We start from the raw sequence: 17367 nt of genomic DNA, 5'->3' as shown, positions 1-17367 counted from the left end.
CACCCTCACCCGTAAGCTTTCGCTTAGCGAGTGGTTACCTCGGTAGCAGCGAAGAAGTAAGCGATTTCGCGAGCAGCAGCAGCTTCGGAGTCCGAACCGTGAACGGCGTTGGCGTCGATGGACTCGGCGAAGTCGGCGCGGATGGTGCCAGGAGCAGCTTCTTTAGGGTTGGTAGCGCCCATCAGCTCACGGTTCTTGGCGATGGCGTTTTCGCCTTCCAGGACCTGAACAACGACCGGACCGGAAGTCATGAAGGCAACCAGGTCACCGAAGAAGCCGCGCTCGCTGTGCTCAGCGTAGAAGCCTTCGGCTTCGGCTTTGGACAGTTGCTTGATTTTCGAGGCAACGATTTTCAGGCCGGCTTCTTCGAAACGGGTGGTGATCTTGCCGATGACGTTTTTGGCAACGGCGTCAGGCTTGATGATCGAGAAGGTACGTTGAACAGCCATGGAAAACTCCAGAATATGAGTGTTACGAAAAATTAAACCCGCGAATTATACGCGGGTTCGAGGGGATTGCCTAACCTGCACGCAACGCTTAGTCGGCTTCGTCAATCCAGGCGGCCTGGATTGCCTCAAGCACTTTCTCACCGCCGCGTGACGGATCGTCGCTGAACTCTGGCAATGCCAGCACCCAGCGGTGCAGGTCGACGAAATTCACATATTTAGGATCGACTTCCGGCTTGCTTTCTGCAAGCTGGATGGCGATTTCAAGTACATCAACCCATTTCAGACTCATGTACAGGCCCTCAGTGCGGTGCTTCGGCAGCGTGGTTCAGCGAATACTTGGGGATCTCGATGGTCAGGTCCTGGTCGGCGACCACCACCTGGCAACCCAGGCGCGACTGCGCCTCCAGGCCCCAGGCCTTGTCCAGCATGTCCTCTTCCAGCTCGTCGGCTTCTTCGAGCGAATCGAAACCTTTGCGAACAATACAGTGGCAGGTGGTGCAAGCCTTGACCCCGCCACAGGCGCTTTCCATCTCGATGTGATGGTCGTGGGCCAGCTCCAGGATGTTGGTCCCGGCTGGCACATCCACGGTCAGGCCTTCAGGGCAGAACTTCTCATGCGGCAGGAAGGTTACCAGCGGCATCGATTACTCCTCGATCTCATTCAGGTTGCGCCCGGCCAGTGCGGCTTTGACCGTCGAATCAAGGCGACGGGCGGCAAATGCGTCGGTCACCTGCGACAGACGCTTGGTCTGTTGCTCGATGGCTGCGCCATCGGTGCCCGCCAGCAAATCACGTAGTTCTTGCATCTGGAATTCGATGGCGTCGCGCTCGTCACTGCTGAGCAAGCGTTCGCCGTCGGCGTCCAGGGCGCCCTGTACCGCTTCGAGCAGGCGCTCGGCGTCCACCTGGTGCTCGCGCAACTGCCGGGCGTGCTTGTCGGAACCGGCGTGTTCGAACGAATCCTTGAGCATGCGGGCGATTTCGCCGTCGGTCAGGCCGTAGGACGGCTTGACCTGGATGCTGGCCTCCACGCCCGAACCCAGCTCGCGCGCGGCAACGCTGAGCAGGCCGTCGGCATCCACCTGGAAAGTGACGCGGATTTTTGCCGAGCCGGCGACCATGGCCGGAATGCCACGCAGCTCGAAACGCGCCAGCGAGCGGCAGTCGCTGATCAGCTCACGCTCGCCTTGCAGCACGTGGATCATCATGGCCGTCTGGCCGTCTTTGTAAGTGGTGAACTCCTGGGCACGCGCCACCGGAATGGTGGTGTTACGCGGGATCACCTTCTCCATCAGCCCGCCCATGGTTTCGAGGCCAAGCGACAGCGGAATGACATCGAGCAGCAGCAGTTCGCCACCTTCGCGGCGGTTGCCGGCCAGGGTATCGGCCTGAATCGCGGCGCCGATGGCCACCACCTGGTCCGGGTCGATCGAGGTCAGCGGCGTACGGCCAAACAGCGCACCCACCGCATCGCGCACACGCGGCACGCGGGTCGAGCCACCGACCATGACCACGGCGCTGACTTCGTCCATTTCAACGCCGCTGTCGCGCACCGCGCGGCGGCAAGCCTTGAGGCTGCGGGCGATCATCGGCTCGATCATGGCGTCGAAGGCAACACGGCTCAGCTCACCTTGCCAGGCACCGTGGCTGACAGTGACGACGTCGGCGTCAGTCAGGGCCTCTTTGGCAGCACAGGCAGTCTGCAGCAGTGCGCGCTGGGTAGCCGGGTCCAGGTCGGAGGAAAGACCGGCCTGTTCGATGATCCAGCCGGCAATGGCATGGTCGAAATCGTCGCCGCCCAGGGCGGTATCGCCGCCGGTGGCCAGCACTTCGAACACACCGGCAGTCAGGCGCAGGATGGAAATGTCAAAGGTACCGCCGCCCAGGTCATAGATGGCCACCACGCCTTCGGCGTTCTGGTCCAGGCCGTAGGCCACGGCAGCGGCGGTCGGCTCATTGAGCAGGCGCAGCACGTTCAGGCCTGCCAGGCGCGCAGCGTCTTTGGTCGCCTGGCGCTGCGCGTCGTCGAAATAGGCTGGCACGGTGATCACCGCGCCTACCAGCTCGCCACCCAGGGTCGCTTCGGCCCGCTCACGCAGCACCTTGAGGATGTCGGCGGACACTTCCACCGGGCTTTTCGGGCCCTGCACGGTATCGATGAACGGCATGTGCGACTCACCGCCAACAAAGCGGTAAGGCAGTTGCTCGCCCAACTGCTTGACGTCGGCAACGCCGCGCCCCATCAGGCGCTTGACCGACAGCACGGTGTTCAGCGGGTCGCTGGAAGCGGCCTCACGCGCGGCCTGCCCCACCTCGATACGCCCGTCGAGGTAGCGTACCGCGGACGGCAGAATGACGTTACCCTGCACATCGGGCAGGGGCTCGCTGCGGCCGCTGCGCAAGGCGGCGACCATGGAGTTGGTGGTACCCAGGTCAATGCCCACCGCCAGGCGACGCTGGTGCGGTTGAGGGGTTTGACCGGGTTCGGCAATCTGCAGTAGGGCCATGCTTATCTGAGTACCTTAGGTGCCATCACGGGCGACACCGGGTTAATCGTCGAGGCGCTCTTCCAGTTGGCGCACTTCTTGGGCGAGCTTGTCGAGGAACTGCATGCGGCGCATCAGGCGCTCAGCCTTGTCGCGCTCGGCGGGAACATCCCAGCAGGCAGCGAAGTCCTCGTTCAGCGAGTCCTGGGCGGCCTTCAAGCGCTTCTTGAATGCCGCTACGCCGTCCAGGTCGGCTTCGTCCTGCAGCTCTTCCAGCTCTTCGCGCCACTGCATCTGCTGCAACAAAAAGTCCGGGTCGTGGACCGTGACTTCCTGGGGCACTTCGTGACCGCTGATGGCCAGCAGATAGCGGGCACGACGCGGCGCACTGCGCAGCGTCTGGTAGGCGTCGTTGAGGGCTGCGGACTTTTCCAGCGCGACCCGCTGCTCTCGCTCGGAGGCGTCGGCAAAACGGTCGGGATGGACTTCGCGGGCCAGCTCGCGGTAGCGAGTGGCCAGCTTGTCGAGATCCAGGCGGAAGCTTGGCTGGAGGTCAAACAATGCGTAGTGACAAGGAGTACCCACAGCCGGCCTCAAACGTTGAAGCTTTCGCCGCAGCCACACTCACCGCGCACGTTGGGGTTGTTGAACTTGAAGCCCTCGTTCAACCCTTCCTTGACGAAGTCCAGCTCGGTACCGTCGAGGTACACCAGGCTCTTGGGATCGATGATCACCTTGACGCCGTGGTTTTCGAACACCTGGTCTTCGTCGGCCAGTTCGTCAACGAACTCCAGCACGTAGGCCAGGCCCGAGCAACCGGTGGTGCGCACGCCCAGGCGAATGCCCTCACCTTTGCCGCGCCCATCGAGGGAGCGGCGAATGTGGTTGGCGGCGGCTTCTGTCATGCTGATAGCCATCAGGACTCCTTACCTCGCAACAGGCGGCTTAGATCAAGCCTTTCTTCTGCTTGTAATCGCGCACAGCTGCCTTGATGGCATCTTCGGCGAGTACCGAGCAGTGGATCTTGACCGGCGGCAACGCCAGTTCTTCTGCCAGCTGGGTGTTCTTGATGGTTTCGGCTTCGTCCAGGGTCTTGCCCTTCATCCACTCGGTAGCGAGGGAGCTGGAAGCGATGGCCGAACCGCAACCGTAGGTCTTGAACTTGGCGTCTTCGATCACGCCCTGCTCGTTGACCTTGATTTGCAGACGCATCACGTCGCCACACGCAGGGGCGCCGACCATGCCGGTACCGACATCCGGGTCTTCGGCATTCATCTTGCCGACGTTGCGTGGGTTTTCGTAGTGGTCGATGACCTTTTCACTGTATGCCATGGTGCAATTCCTTCCTCATCAGGGAGCCGCTCTTGCCGGCGACTGCTTAGTGGGCGGCCCACTCGATCTTGGAGATGTCAACGCCGTCTTTGTACATATCCCACAGCGGCGACAGTTCACGCAGTTTGTTGACGGCCTCGCAGACTTTCTGCGCGGCGTAGTCGACTTCTTCTTCGGTGGTGAAGCGGCCGAAGGAGAAGCGGATCGAGCTGTGCGCCAGCTCGTCGTTGCGGCCCAGAGCGCGCAGTACGTACGACGGCTCGAGCGACGCGGAGGTGCACGCCGAACCGGACGATACGGCGATGTCCTTCAGCGACATCAGCAGCGATTCGCCTTCGACGTAGTTGAAGCTCAGGTTCAGGTTGTGCGGTACGCGGGCAGTCTGGCTACCGTTGACGTACAGCTCTTCAAGGCTGGAGACCTGCTTGAAGAAGCGGTCGCTCAGGGCCTTGATGCGTACGTTTTCGGCGGCCATTTCCTGCTTGGCGATGGCGAATGCTTCGCCCATGCCGACGATCTGGTGGGTCGGCAGGGTGCCCGAACGCATGCCGCGCTCATGACCACCACCGTGGATGATGGCTTCCAGACGCACACGCGGCTTGCGGCTGACGTACAGCGCGCCGATGCCTTTCGGGCCGTAGGCTTTGTGCGCCGAGAACGACATCAGGTCGACCTTCAGCTTCTGCACGTCGATTTCCACCTTGCCGGCCGACTGGGCGGCATCGACATGGAACAGCACGCCACGCGCACGGGTCAGCTCACCGATGGCGGCGATGTCGTTGATCGAGCCGACTTCGTTGTTCACGTGCATCAGCGACACCAGAATAGTGTCGTCACGCAGCACGGCCTCGACCATCGCCGGGGTGACGATACCGTCTTCGCCTGGCTCCAGGTAGGTGACTTCGAAACCTTCACGCTCCAGCTGGCGAGCGGTATCCAGTACCGCCTTGTGCTCGATCTTGGAGGTGATGATGTGCTTGCCCTTGGTCTGATAGAAGTGCGCCACACCTTTGAGGGCGAGGTTGTCGGACTCGGTGGCACCGCTGGTCCAGACGATCTCGCGCGGGTCGGCGTTGATCAGCTCGGCAACCTGGCGGCGGCCGTTCTCGACCGCTTCTTCGGCCTTCCAGCCGAACACGTGGGAGCGCGAAGCCGGGTTACCGAAGTTCCCGTCAACCAGCAGGCATTCGGCCATTTTCTGGGCGACGCGCGGGTCAACCGGCGTGGTCGCGGAGTAATCGAGGTAGATCGGCAACTTCATTTGTCTCTCCTATCAGGCGGTGGCGTCGCTCGTCGTGGCTAAGGGTCAATCGACGGCAGACGTCTCAATCTTGTCCAGCTGGGCGGTTCGGCCTGCGACACGACGCAAGTCCTGGCGCTGGGCGACTTCCTGCACCTCACGGCGCATGACAAGGTCGGCCAGGCTGATGCCGCTGAGGAATTCATGGATCTGCTGGCTGAGGTCGCACCACAGGTGGTGGGTCAGGCAGGTATCACCGGCATGGCAGTCCCCGAGGCCCTGGCAACGGGTGGCATCGACCGATTCGTTGACCGCGTCGATGACCTGTGCCACCTGGATGGTTTCCATACCGCGCGACAGCTGATAGCCGCCACCTGGGCCGCGCACACTGGAAACCAGGCTGCTACGGCGCAGCTTGGCGAACAGCTGCTCCAGATAAGAGAGGGAAATGCCCTGGCGCTCGGAAATATCGGCCAAAGACACCGGCCCATGCTGCGCGTGCAACGCCAGGTCGAGCATGGCAGTCACGGCGTATCGGCCTTTGGTAGTCAGTCGCATGGCTATTGGGTACCACGGGAGTTTCGGGATGTGTGCAAGTATGCGATTCCCGAGCATTTAAGTCAACTATTAGACCTACTGCTTTAGTCGGGTTTGCATCTGGGAGGCGGCGCGATTGTAGCAGACGAGGGGCGTGAGCACACGCCCCGTATGTCTACCTCGGTGCGCCGCGGCGCAATCAATGCGGCTGAGTGTCGCGCCTGACGGCCTGGGCCGCTTCGGTGAAGTCATCTTCAGGCAGGGCCGGCAGCTCTTTGGCGCAGTAGTCACTGCCCATTTTCGTCAACGCGCCGCACATGCCCTCCAGCCGCTCGTCGACGGCCTGCAGGTGGTCGAGCATCTGGCCAATGGCGCGCGCCACCGGGTCAGGCATGTCGCCACTCACGCCGTAGGCGTCGAAGCCGATCTTCTCGGCCATGGCCTTGCGCTTGGCCTCCACTTCGCTGTCTTCGCGCTTGACGATGATGCGCCCGGGGATGCCCACTGCCGTGGCACCGGCCGGGACCGCCTTGGTCACCACCGCATTGGAGCCGATCTTGGCCCCCGCACCCACGGTGAACGGGCCCAGCACCTTGGCCCCCGCCCCTACCACCACGCCGTTTTCCAGGGTGGGGTGGCGCTTGCCCTTGTTCCAGCTGGTACCGCCTAGCGTAACGCCCTGGTACAGGGTGACGTCATCGCCGATTTCGGCGGTTTCGCCGATGACGATGCCCATGCCGTGGTCGATGAAGAAACGCCGGCCGATGGTAGCACCCGGGTGAATCTCGATACCGGTGAGCCAGCGGCCAAAGTTCGAGACCAGGCGCGCCAGCCACTTGAAGTCGCGCCGCCACAAGGCATTACCCAGACGGTGCAGCCAGATGGCATGCATGCCCGGGTAGCAGGTGAGCACCTCGAAGGCATTGCGCGCAGCCGGGTCACGGTGGAATACGCTTTGAATATCTTCACGCAGGCGTTCAAACATCTTTCAGTCCTTCCGTTTATGCGGCTCGCCCCGGACCACTTTCTGGGTCTCGGTCAGGATGCCGCGCAAAATGCTCATCTCCGAACGCTCGACCGCCATCCGCCCGTACAGCCGGCGCAGGCGCGGCATCAGGTGCTTGGGCTTGGCAGGGTCGAGGAAGCCGATGCCCACCAGGGTTTTCTCCAGGTGGTCGTAGAACAGCTCCATTTCGTCCATGGTCGCCAGCTCGCTGGCATCAACCTTCTCGACCTGGGCCGGTGCCACACCGGCGGCCAACCAGGCCATGCGCACCTCATAGGCGAGCACTTGCACGGCGGCAGCCAGGTTCAGCGAGCTGAAGTCGGGGTTGGAGGGAATGTGCACGTGGAAGTGACATCGCTGCAGTTCTTCGTTGGTCAGGCCGGCGTGTTCGCGCCCGAACACCAGGGCGATTTCTTCGCCACCATTGGCATGCACCACCGCCTTTTCGCCACATTCACGCGGGCCGATCAACGGCCAGGGAATGCTGCGCTCGCGGGCGCTGGTGCCCATCACCAGGTTGCAGCCGACCAGGGCCTGTTCGAGGCTGTCGACCACCTGGGCATTGCCCAGCACATCGTCGGCACCAGAGGCGCGGGCACTGGCATCCACGGCGGGGAACTCTTTCGGCTGCACCAGCACCAGACGCGACAAGCCCATGTTTTTCATGGCACGCGCAGCGCCGCCGATGTTGCCGGGGTGGCTGGTATTGACCAGAACAACACGAATATTTTGCAGCAAGGTGTTGTGCTCACAGATGCAGGAATCAGGGGCTTGGATCTTACAGAACCGACAGACGTAACGCCACGAAAGCAAATGTGCCCCTTCTGCCGCCACAGTTTTCTGCTAGAATGATCGGCTTTCTTCTTTAACATCTCCAGGTGACCCGCCCATGCAGCCTATGCTGAATATCGCCCTGCGCGCCGCTCGCAGCGCCAGTGAACTGATTTTCCGCTCCATCGAACGCCTGGATAGCATCAAGGTCGATGAGAAAGAGGCCAAGGACTACGTTTCCGAAGTCGATCGCGCCGCCGAGCAGACCATCGTCAACGCCCTGCGCAAGGCCTACCCGAACCACTCCATCCAGGGTGAAGAAACCGGCCTGCACGCCGGCACCGGTGAAGAGGGCAAGGATTACCTGTGGATCATCGACCCGCTGGACGGCACCACCAATTTCCTGCGTGGCATCCCGCACTTCGCTGTCAGCATTGCCTGCAAATACCGTGGCCGCCTTGAGCACGCCGTGATCGTCGACCCGGTTCGCCAGGAAGAATTCACCGCCAGCCGTGGCCGTGGCGCCCAACTCAATGGCCGCCGCCTGCGTGTCAGCTCGCGCACCAGCCTGGAAGGCGCCCTGCTGGGTACCGGCTTCCCGTTCCGCGACAGCCAGATGGCCGACCTCGACAACTACCTGGGCATGTTCCGCGCCTTGACCGGCCAGACTGCCGGCATCCGCCGCGCCGGAGCTGCCAGCCTGGACCTGGCCTACGTTGCTGCCGGCCGCTTCGACGCCTTCTGGGAATCGGGGCTGTCCGAGTGGGACATGGCCGCCGGCGTGCTGCTGATCCAGGAAGCCGGTGGCTTGGTTAGCGACTTCAACGGTGGCCACGACTTCCTCGACAAAGGCCACATCGTTGCGGGCAACATCAAGTGCTTCAAGGCCGTGCTGACCGCTATCCAGCCACACCTGCCAGAAAGCCTGAAGCGCTAAGCGCGGATTGCTGGCAAACAAAAAGCACCCCTCGGGGTGCTTTTTTGTGCCTGCCGAAGCCGTCCACAATCCGCTTTTTGTGGGAGCGGCCTTGTGTCGCGAAAGGGCTGCAAGGCAGCCCCGACGATCTCTGATGGGTCATAGACCCTGGGGCCGCTGCGCGCCCCTTTCGCGACACAAGGCCGCTCCCCCAAAAAAGAGCGGACCGCACTCAAACTTACTGCCCGGCCTCGCTCAGGACCAACTTGCCATTCTTGTCCAGCGGAATGGTCGACCCAGGCTCACGGTCCATTTTCACCTTACCGACCTGGTCACCGATGGAATAGGTCACGTTGTACCCCACCACCTTCTCACTGATGTCATTGACCGTATTGCAGCGGGTTTGCGTGGTGGTGTAGGTGTCACGCTGCTGCATGCCTTCCTGCACCTTGTTACCGGCATAACCACCACCGACCGCACCGGCAACGGTGGCGATCTTCTTGCCTGTGCCGCCACCGATCTGGTTGCCGAGCAAGCCGCCCGCCAGGGCGCCTACCACGGTACCGGCGATCTGGTGCTGGTCCTTGACCGGCGCCTGGCGCGTTACGGCAACGTCCTTGCACACTTCACGCGGGGTTTTCACCTTTTGCTTGATCGGCTGCACGTCGGTGACCTGGGCATATTCAGGCCCCTTGTTGACCAAGCTGTAGGTCGCGACAGCACCTCCGGCAGTCACACCGACAGCACCCAGTACCGCACCCACCAGCATTGATTTATTCACGTCAACCTCCTGATCGTACCAGCGGGTCGCAACCCGCGCTTCTCCCAGCCTTGGAGCAAAAAAAAAGGCGCGAGTTCAATACTCGCGCCTTTTGCACCGCCAAGCGGTGTTGGGCTAGCCGCTACGGACGATCGTCCACGCCTTCGGCCTTGGTCGGCGGGATCAGGTCTTCACTGTTCAGGTTCAGCCAGATCAAAACCACGTTGGCGATGTAGATCGACGAGTAGGTACCTGCCATCACCCCGATGAACAAGGCCAGCGAGAAGCCGAACAGGTTGTCACCGCCAAAGAACAACAGCGCCGCGATGGCCAGCAAGGTCGAAACCGAGGTGGCGATGGTACGCAGCAAGGTCTGGGTGGTGGACACGTTGATGTTCTCGATCAACGAAGCCTTGCGCATGACGCGGAAGTTTTCCCGCACCCGGTCGAACACGACGATGGTGTCGTTCAGCGAGTAGCCAATGATCGCCAGCACTGCCGCCAACACCGTCAGGTCGAAGGTGATCTGGAAGAACGACAGGATACCCAGTGTGACCACCACGTCGTGAATCAGCGAGATGATCGCCCCCACCGCGAACTTCCACTGGAAGCGGAAGGCCAGGTAGATGAGGATGCCGCCCAGCGCCAGCAGCATGCCCATGCCACCCTGGTCGCGCAGCTCTTCACCCACCTGCGGGCCAACGAACTCGACGCGCTTGAGCGTGGCCGGGTTGTCGCCGCCCGCCTTCTGCAGTGCGGCAGCTACCTTGTTGCCCAGTTGCGGGTCATCACCCGGCATACGCACCAACAGGTCGGTGGTAGCACCAAAGCTTTGCACCACGGCCTCGTGGAAACCGGAGTCGACCAGCTCGGCGCGTACCGCCTTGAGGTCTGCCGGGCGCTCGTAGGTCAGCTCGATCAGCGTACCACCGGTGAAGTCCAGGCCGAAGTTCAGGCCTTTCTGCCACCAGCTGAACAGCGCCAGCACGGTGAGGAGCACGGTAATGGCGAACGCGACATTGCGCACGCCCATGAAGTTGATGGTTTTCATCGCAGCTCCCTCAAACCCACAGCTTCTTGATGTCACGCCCGCCACAGGTCAGGTTGACCATTGCGCGGGTCACCATGACGGCGGTGAACATCGAGGTGAAAATCCCGAGGGACATGGTGACCGCAAAGCCCTTGACCGGGCCGGTACCCATGGCGAACAGGATGCCGCCGACCAGCAGGCTGGTCAGGTTGGCGTCGATGATCGCGGTATAGGCGCGGTTGAAACCTTCGTGGATGGCGCGCTGCACCGACATGCCGGCCTTCAGCTCTTCGCGTATGCGCGAGAAGATCAGCACGTTGGCGTCTACCGCCATACCCATGGTCAACACGATACCGGCAATGCCTGGCAGGGTCAGGGTGGCCCCCAGCAGCGACATCAGTGCCAGCAGCAGCACCATGTTGCCCGCCAGGGCGATGGTGGCGATCACGCCAAAACCACGGTAGATGGCGATGATGAACAGCGAGACGAACAGCATGCCCCACAGCGATGCATCGATACCTTTGGTGATGTTGTCGGCACCCAGGCTTGGGCCGATAGTACGTTCTTCTGCGAAGTACATCGGTGCAGCCAGACCACCGGCACGCAGCAATAGCGCCAGCTCGGACGATTCGCCCTGGCCGTTCAGGCCGGTGATGCGGAACTGGCTACCCAGCGGCGACTGGATGGTGGCCAGGCTGATGATTTTCTTTTCTTCGACGAAGCTTTGCACGGCCACGTCTTTCTCGACGCCGTCGACGGTTTGCTTGACGTAGCGGGTAACCGGCTTCTGCTCGATGAAGATCACCGCCATGCTGCGGCCAACGTTGCTGCGGGTAGCGCGGCTCATCAGCTCGCCACCGTGGCCATCCAGGCGAATGTTCACCTGTGGGCGGCCGTGTTCATCGAAGCTTGCCTGGGCGTCGGTAACCTGGTCACCGGTAATGATCAGCCCGCGCTCGACCGCAGCGGACCGGCCGCCTTCGCGGAACTCGAACACCTCGGTAGTGGCCTTGGACGCACCCGGTTCGGCACCGAAACGGAACTCGAGGTTGGCGGTTTTACCCAGGATACGTTTGGCTTCGGCAGTGTCCTGCACACCTGGCAACTCGACCACGATGCGGTTGGCGCCCTGGCGCTGGACCAGCGGCTCGGCCACGCCCAGCTCGTTGACGCGGTTGCGCACGGTGGTGAGGTTCTGCTTGATCGAGTATTCGCGGATTTCGGCGACCTTCGCCTGGGTCAGCGCCAGGCGCAGTACCGCAAGGTCGTTGCGCTCGGTGGTGGTCAGGTCGAAATCATTGAAATTCTTGCGGATCAGGGCACGCGCCTGTTCGCGGGTTGCATCGTCAGCAAAGCCCAGCATGATGCCACCATCCTGCTGAGGCAGGCTGCGGTAGCGCACACGCTCTTTACGCAGCAAGGTCTTGACCTCGCCTTCGTAGACTTTCATGCGGGCGCTCATGGCCTTGTCCATGTCCACTTCCAGCAGGAAGTGCACACCACCGGACAGGTCCAGGCCCAGCTTCATCGGGCTTGCACCCAGGTTGCGCAGCCATTGCGGAGTCGTCTGGGCCAGGTTCAGGGCCACGACGTAATCATCGCCCAGCGCCTTGCGTACCACATCCTTGGCCGGCAGCTGGTCTTCCTGGTTGGTCAGGCGGATCAGCCCGCTGCCCTTCTCGCCCAGGCTGGTGCCCTTGACTGCGATCTTGGCATCGACCAACGCCTTGCTGACGCGGTCGAGGTCGGCCTGGTTCACCTGCAGCGCCGAGCTGGCACCACTGATCTGCACCGCCGGGTCGTCCGGGTAAAGGTTGGGTGCGGAATAAATGAAACCGACCACCAGTACCAGCACGATCAGTGCATATTTCCACAGAGGGTATTTGTTCAGCATCACGCCGCCCGTTCAAGACGCGGGGCGCGTTGCGCGCCCCGACTGGAAAATAAAACCGGTAACTCAGATAGCCTTGAGCGTACCTTTTGGCAGGGTCGCGGCAATGGCGCCCTTCTGGAACTTCAGTTCGACAGTGTCGGACACTTCCAGTACCACGAAGTCATCGGAAACCTTGACGATCTTGCCGGCGATACCGCCGTTGGTGACAACTTCGTCACCTTTTTGCAAGTTGCTCAGCAGGTTCTTCTGCTCTTTGGCACGCTTGGCCTGTGGGCGCCAGATCATCAGGTAGAAGATGACCAGGAAACCGACCAGGAAAATCCACTCGAAGCCGGTACCGGCTGGGCCGGCGGCAGGTGCTGCAGCGTCCGCGTATGCGGCGGGGATCAAGAAGCTCATTGGGCACTCCTAATGTAATTTTCTAATAATGGATGCAGACAGTCAGTCCAAGGGCGGAACCGGAAGCCCGCGCTTGGCGTAGAAGGCGTCGACAAAGGCGGCCAATTTACCCTGATGAATGGCCTCGCGTAAACCGGCCATCAAGCGCTGGTAATGGCGCAAGTTGTGGATGGTATTCAGCATGCTGCTCAGCATTTCGCCGCACTTGTCCAAATGGTGCAGATAGGCGCGCGAGAAGTTGGTGCAGGTGTAGCAGTCACAGGTCGGATCCAGCGGCGATTCATCGTGGCGATGGAACGCATTGCGGATCTTGATCACCCCTGTATCGACAAACAGATGCCCGTTGCGCGCGTTGCGCGTTGGCATCACGCAGTCGAACATGTCGACGCCGCGGCGCACACCCTCAACGAGATCTTCCGGTTTGCCTACCCCCATAAGGTAACGAGGTTTGTCAGCCGGCATCTGGTCAGGCAGGTAATCCAGCACCTTGATCATTTCGTGCTTGGGCTCGCCAACCGACAGGCCACCAATGGCCAGGCCATCGAAGCCGATGTTTTCCAGGCCTTCGAGCGAGCGCATGCGCAGGTCCTGGTACATGCCACCCTGAACAATGCCGAACAGCGCGGCGGTGTTGTCGGCGTGAGCGTTCTTCGAGCGCTGGGCCCAGCGCAGCGACAGCTCCATGGAGGTGCGCGCGACATCGTGCTCGGCCGGGTACGGGGTGCACTCGTCGAAGATCATCACCACGTCCGACCCCAGGTCACGCTGGACCTGCATCGACTCTTCCGGGCCCATGAACACCTTGGAACCATCGACCGGCGAAGCGAAGGTCACACCCTCTTCCTTGATCTTGCGCATGGCGCCCAGGCTGAACACCTGGAAACCACCGGAGTCGGTGAGGATCGGGCCCTTCCACTGCATGAAATCGTGCAGGCCGTTGTGCTTCTTGATCACCTCGGTGCCGGGGCGCAGCCACAGGTGGAAGGTATTGCCGAGGATCATCTCGGCGCCAATGGCCTCGATATCGCGTGGCAGCATGCCCTTGACCGTGCCATAGGTGCCCACCGGCATGAACGCCGGGGTTTCCACGGTGCCACGAGGGAAAGTGATGCGACCGCGACGGGCCTTGCCGTCGGTGGCCAGCAGTTCGAAGGACATTCGACAGGTGCGACTCATGCTTGATCCTCGGGGCCGCGTGGCGCCGGATTGCGGGTGATGAACATGGCATCACCGTAACTGAAGAAGCGGTACCCCTGCTCCACCGCCGCGGCGTAGGCGGCCATGGTCTCGGGGTAGCCGGCGAAGGCCGAGACCAGCATCAGCAGCGTGGACTCCGGCAGGTGGAAGTTGGTGACCAGCGCGTCGACCACATGGAACGGCCGACCCGGGTAGATGAAAATATCGGTGTCGCCGCTGAACGCCTTGAGCACGCCGTCGCGCGCGGCACTTTCCAGCGAACGCACGCTGGTGGTGCCCACGGCGATCACCCGGCCACCGCGAGCGCGACAGGCCGTGATGGCATCGACTACGTCCTGGCTCACTTCGAGCCACTCTTTGTGCATATGGTGGTCTTCGATCTTGTCGACACGCACCGGCTGGAACGTGCCGGCGCCCACGTGCAGGGTGACGAAGGCGCGCTCCACGCCCTTGGCGGCGATTTTTTCCAGCAGCGCTTCATCGAAGTGCAGGCCGGCGGTAGGCGCGGCCACTGCACCGGCACGCTCGGCGTAGACGGTCTGGTAGCGCTCACGGTCGGCGCCCTCGTCAGGGCGGTCGATATAGGGTGGCAACGGCATGTGCCCGACGCGGTCGAGCAGTGGCAGCACCTCTTCGGTGAAGCGCAGCTCGAACAGTGTGTCGTGGCGGGCGACCATTTCGGCCTCGCCACCGCCATCGATGAGGATGACCGCGCCCTCTTTCGGCGCCTTGCTGGCCCTTACGTGAGCCAGCACCCGGTGGCTGTCGAGCACGCGTTCGACCAGCACCTCCAGCTTGCCGCCAGACGCTTTCTGGCCGAACAAGCGGGCCGGGATGACCCGGGTGTTGTTGAACACCATCAGGTCGCCGGGGCGCAGGTACTCAAGCAAATCGGGGAATTGCCGGTGTGCCAGCACGCCGCTCGGCCCATCGAGGACCAGCAGACGGCTGCCATGGCGCTCGGCCAGTGGGTGGCGGGCGATCAGGGAATCGGGGAGTTCGAAGGAAAAATCGGCGACGCGCATGATGATGTTCGGTTCGGCAGGGCCGGGAAGTTTAGCCCAATGTGTGAAAATTGACCATGAAAGCCGATTGACCGACCAGCGGCAGCTCTCTATACTGCGCGCCACACGCCCTGATGGCGGAATTGGTAGACGCGGCGGATTCAAAATCCGTTTTCGAAAGGAGTGGGAGTTCGAGTCTCCCTCGGGGCACCAAAATCCGGAAAAAACCGACCGTATGGTCGGTTTTTTTTCGCCTCGCAAAACTACCCCTCGTCTTGACGCCACCGCCACGGCGCCGGGCTTCACCCCGATACCCCGATTCTATTGGCTACCCTTCTGATTAGCACCTAAGCTGTCATTCGTCGGATATATCACGAAAGGATTGTCCGAATAATAGCACTTAGCCATAGTTGCGCACCCTTCCCCTCAATCCCGTGTGAACCATGAAAGCTATAGCGCCCTGTGTGGCAGCAATGATGCTGCTGGGTGGGTGCAATGGAGTGCCAACGTCGTACGTTTCCGATCCCGTCTACAGCCAGGCATTCGTGGTCACCTCCGGTGCTCCGCTGCCAATGCTGCTGATGGCCAGCGCCATCCAGTGGAACGAGGATTACGCAGTAACCGCCAAACACACCCCCTTCCTGCCCAACGTGGTTCACGAAGGCCTCGGTGATGTGGTGTTCTTCAAGCACAAGGCTGCGACGGTACCGGCCTGGCGCCAGTACGTGCCGGGCGAGGCCGTGACGGCGGTCGGCTACAACAGCTTGATGATGCCGATGCAAGGCAAGGGCCATGCCCTGCCGTCGCTGGTTCGGCTGGAGGGTACGCCTGGCAGTGTCTTCTACTCGGTACACGATGGCCCGATCACCAAAGGCATGTCGGGTGGGCCGGTGTTTGCCGACGATGGCAAGGTCGTAGGCATCAACGTGGCCATCATCCCGACCAGCGAGATCGACGCTGGCAGGCGCCCCGACCTGATCGGCAAGGAACGCATCAGCGTGTTCATGTCGTTCAACGAGATCGACAAGGAGTGGCGGCGCTATCAGTACCTGCTGGCACGCAAGGCCAAGCCGAGGGCGCCGGCTGCGGTCAAAGGCTACGTGGCGGTGGCCGCCAAGCCGTGAATCGGGGCGCGGTGCTGGATGGAAAGCGGCCTATGATGTGAGGCTGATGGCCTCTTCGCGGGTAAACCCGCTACTACAAGGCCTGCGCGGGATTTGAGCCTGCGCTCGGGAGGCCCGAGTGCCATGCTTCAATCACGACACCGCCGGCCTGCTGCTCTATCCACAGCTGGGCTTCACACCATTCGGCATCATCAAGTGGCCACCCAATCGTATCCTTATGGATACACCCGCTCAAGGATGGCGAACCTTCGGCGCCCCTCGACGTCCCATCCTGCATCCCCCGCGTTCCGAGGTCCCCCCGCGTGAAAGACGTCATCGCCCGCAAGTACCGCCTGGTGGTGAAGACCATCGGCTACATCGGCTGGTCGCTGTTCTGGCTGCTGATCTGGGATGTGCTGGTCACCATCGACTTCATGCTGTTCTTCAACAGCAAGTTCACCTTGCCGCTGATCCCATTGACCCTGCTGGGTTCTGCGCTGGTAGTGCTGGTGAGCTTTCGCAACAGCAGTGCCTACAACCGCTGGTGGGAAGCACGCACGTTATGGGGCGCGCTGGTGAACAGCTCGCGCAGTTTTGCCCGGCAGACGCTGACCCTGATCGATGACACGGACGACGGCCTGAACCCGGTCAAGGCCACCCTCCTGCGCCGGCATGTCGCCTATGTGAACTGCCTGGCGGCACACCTCAAAGGTGAACCCTGCCCGGAGGAACTGATGGCTTTTATCCCGCCGGCGGAGTTCGAACGGCGCAACCGCTCGAACAACTTCGCCAACGACATCCTCAGCGGCTCGGCGGCCTTGCTGGCCCGGGAGTACCAGGCCGGGCGGCTGGACAGCATTCGCCTGGCGCGGCTGGAGGCAACCCTGGTGGACCTGTCCAATGCCCAGGGCGGCATGGAACGGATTGCCAATACGCCGCTGCCGTACCCTTATGTGTATTTTCCGCGCCTGTTCATCACCTTGTTCTGTCTGATCGTGCCGGTGGGGCTGGTGGAGTCGCTGGGCTGGTTCACACCGCTGGCGTCGACGGTGGTGGGGTTCATGTTGCTGGCCATCGAGCGGATCGGTACCGACTTGCAGAGCCCGTTCAGGTTCAGTGAGCACCAGATCCAGATGGACACCATTTGCGAGACGATCGAGCGCAACCTGGAATCGATGCAGCGCGAGGCGCAGTGTGGCGAGGTGGTGGGAGCCTGATGGATTTTCGGGCTGCCTGGCGGCCC

The 17367-nt window shown here is 61.9% G+C and carries 20 protein-coding genes, 1 tRNA gene and 1 pseudogene; 5 read left to right on the top strand and 17 right to left on the bottom strand.

Annotation, left to right across the window (positions count from 1 at the left end; translation table 11 throughout):
• Positions 1 to 23: 23 nt before the first annotated feature.
• The 11 genes from ndk to trmJ form a co-directional block, all read right to left on the bottom strand.
• A complete protein-coding gene (gene ndk / locus FPB55_RS04285; RefSeq protein WP_009682036.1) occupies positions 24 to 449 on the bottom strand; it encodes a nucleoside-diphosphate kinase in 426 nt (141 codons plus the stop codon).
• A gap of 88 nt (positions 450 to 537) precedes the next feature.
• The gene (gene iscX, locus FPB55_RS04280) at positions 538 to 738 is read right to left on the bottom strand and encodes a Fe-S cluster assembly protein IscX (RefSeq protein WP_009682037.1); all 201 of its coding nucleotides are present in this window, start codon (positions 736 to 738) and stop codon (positions 538 to 540) included.
• Between the two features lie 10 nt (positions 739 to 748).
• Complete coding sequence (fdx, locus tag FPB55_RS04275) at positions 749 to 1090, bottom strand: ISC system 2Fe-2S type ferredoxin (RefSeq protein ID WP_023533300.1); 342 nt, start codon at positions 1088 to 1090, stop codon at positions 749 to 751.
• Between the two features lie 3 nt (positions 1091 to 1093).
• A complete protein-coding gene (gene hscA, locus FPB55_RS04270) occupies positions 1094 to 2956 on the bottom strand; it encodes a Fe-S protein assembly chaperone HscA (protein WP_009682040.1) in 1863 nt (620 codons plus the stop codon).
• A gap of 42 nt (positions 2957 to 2998) precedes the next feature.
• Positions 2999 to 3520 carry a co-chaperone HscB gene (gene hscB / locus FPB55_RS04265; RefSeq protein WP_054911407.1) on the bottom strand — a complete coding sequence of 174 codons (522 nt, stop codon included), beginning with the start codon at positions 3518 to 3520 and terminating at the stop codon, positions 2999 to 3001.
• An 8-nt stretch (positions 3521 to 3528) separates the two neighbouring features.
• Positions 3529 to 3852 (bottom strand): iron-sulfur cluster assembly protein IscA, encoded by a 324-nt coding sequence (gene iscA / locus FPB55_RS04260; RefSeq protein WP_003248536.1) that lies wholly within the window; start codon positions 3850 to 3852, stop codon positions 3529 to 3531.
• A 28-nt stretch (positions 3853 to 3880) separates the two neighbouring features.
• Entirely contained in the window at positions 3881 to 4267 is a 387-nt protein-coding gene (gene iscU, locus FPB55_RS04255) for a Fe-S cluster assembly scaffold IscU (RefSeq protein ID WP_003248539.1), read from the bottom strand.
• A gap of 46 nt (positions 4268 to 4313) precedes the next feature.
• Positions 4314 to 5528 carry an IscS subfamily cysteine desulfurase gene (locus tag FPB55_RS04250; RefSeq protein ID WP_009682042.1) on the bottom strand — a complete coding sequence of 405 codons (1215 nt, stop codon included), beginning with the start codon at positions 5526 to 5528 and terminating at the stop codon, positions 4314 to 4316.
• Between the two features lie 45 nt (positions 5529 to 5573).
• On the bottom strand, positions 5574 to 6065 hold the full coding sequence (gene iscR, locus FPB55_RS04245; RefSeq protein WP_008092572.1) for a Fe-S cluster assembly transcriptional regulator IscR: 492 nt from the start codon (positions 6063 to 6065) through the stop codon (positions 5574 to 5576).
• 178 nt (positions 6066 to 6243) lie between these two features.
• A complete protein-coding gene (gene cysE / locus FPB55_RS04240) occupies positions 6244 to 7029 on the bottom strand; it encodes a serine O-acetyltransferase (protein WP_009682043.1) in 786 nt (261 codons plus the stop codon).
• Positions 7030 to 7032: 3 nt separating this feature from the next.
• Positions 7033 to 7788, bottom strand: coding sequence for a tRNA (cytosine(32)/uridine(32)-2'-O)-methyltransferase TrmJ (trmJ, locus tag FPB55_RS04235; RefSeq protein ID WP_144187580.1), 756 nt, complete (start codon positions 7786 to 7788; stop codon positions 7033 to 7035).
• 151 nt (positions 7789 to 7939) lie between these two features.
• Here trmJ and suhB point away from each other — a divergent pair, with 151 nt between their 5' ends.
• A complete protein-coding gene (gene suhB / locus FPB55_RS04230) occupies positions 7940 to 8758 on the top strand; it encodes an inositol-phosphate phosphatase (RefSeq protein ID WP_009682045.1) in 819 nt (272 codons plus the stop codon).
• 217 nt (positions 8759 to 8975) lie between these two features.
• On the opposite strand, the gene FPB55_RS04225 is transcribed toward suhB, so the two are convergent.
• From FPB55_RS04225 to queA, 6 genes are all read right to left on the bottom strand, one after another.
• Complete coding sequence (locus FPB55_RS04225; RefSeq protein ID WP_054890337.1) at positions 8976 to 9518, bottom strand: glycine zipper 2TM domain-containing protein; 543 nt, start codon at positions 9516 to 9518, stop codon at positions 8976 to 8978.
• Between the two features lie 121 nt (positions 9519 to 9639).
• On the bottom strand, positions 9640 to 10548 hold the full coding sequence (gene secF / locus FPB55_RS04220; RefSeq protein ID WP_009682047.1) for a protein translocase subunit SecF: 909 nt from the start codon (positions 10546 to 10548) through the stop codon (positions 9640 to 9642).
• A gap of 10 nt (positions 10549 to 10558) precedes the next feature.
• Positions 10559 to 12421: a protein translocase subunit SecD gene (gene secD / locus FPB55_RS04215; protein ID WP_054890336.1), complete on the bottom strand. Its 1863-nt coding sequence runs from the start codon at positions 12419 to 12421 to the stop codon at positions 10559 to 10561.
• Between the two features lie 63 nt (positions 12422 to 12484).
• Positions 12485 to 12820, bottom strand: a complete 336-nt coding sequence (yajC, locus tag FPB55_RS04210; RefSeq protein ID WP_008092587.1) for a preprotein translocase subunit YajC — start codon at positions 12818 to 12820, stop codon at positions 12485 to 12487.
• A gap of 42 nt (positions 12821 to 12862) precedes the next feature.
• Entirely contained in the window at positions 12863 to 13978 is a 1116-nt protein-coding gene (gene tgt / locus FPB55_RS04205) for a tRNA guanosine(34) transglycosylase Tgt (protein ID WP_009682049.1), read from the bottom strand.
• Between the two features lie 14 nt (positions 13979 to 13992).
• Positions 13993 to 15042 (bottom strand): tRNA preQ1(34) S-adenosylmethionine ribosyltransferase-isomerase QueA, encoded by a 1050-nt coding sequence (gene queA / locus FPB55_RS04200; protein ID WP_009682050.1) that lies wholly within the window; start codon positions 15040 to 15042, stop codon positions 13993 to 13995.
• 107 nt (positions 15043 to 15149) lie between these two features.
• Between queA and FPB55_RS04195 the strand changes: the two genes are divergently transcribed.
• From FPB55_RS04195 to FPB55_RS04180, 4 genes and pseudogenes are all read left to right on the top strand, one after another.
• Positions 15150 to 15234: transfer RNA gene (locus FPB55_RS04195), tRNA-Leu, on the top strand.
• Positions 15235 to 15497: 263 nt separating this feature from the next.
• Positions 15498 to 16145: a trypsin-like peptidase domain-containing protein gene (locus FPB55_RS04190; protein ID WP_033690164.1), complete on the top strand. Its 648-nt coding sequence runs from the start codon at positions 15498 to 15500 to the stop codon at positions 16143 to 16145.
• A gap of 103 nt (positions 16146 to 16248) precedes the next feature.
• A pseudogene (locus FPB55_RS26470) lies at positions 16249 to 16335 on the top strand (GNAT family N-acetyltransferase); the annotation flags it as partial.
• A gap of 112 nt (positions 16336 to 16447) precedes the next feature.
• A complete protein-coding gene (locus FPB55_RS04180; protein ID WP_047150158.1) occupies positions 16448 to 17341 on the top strand; it encodes a bestrophin family ion channel in 894 nt (297 codons plus the stop codon).
• The last annotated feature ends 26 nt before the right edge of the window (positions 17342 to 17367 follow it).

Source organism: Pseudomonas sp. BJP69 (assembly GCF_007633355.1).
Lineage (GTDB): Bacteria > Pseudomonadota > Gammaproteobacteria > Pseudomonadales > Pseudomonadaceae > Aquipseudomonas > Aquipseudomonas juntendi.
Note: the sequence above shows the minus strand (reverse complement) of the source record. Positions and strands in the feature narration are given on the sequence as shown.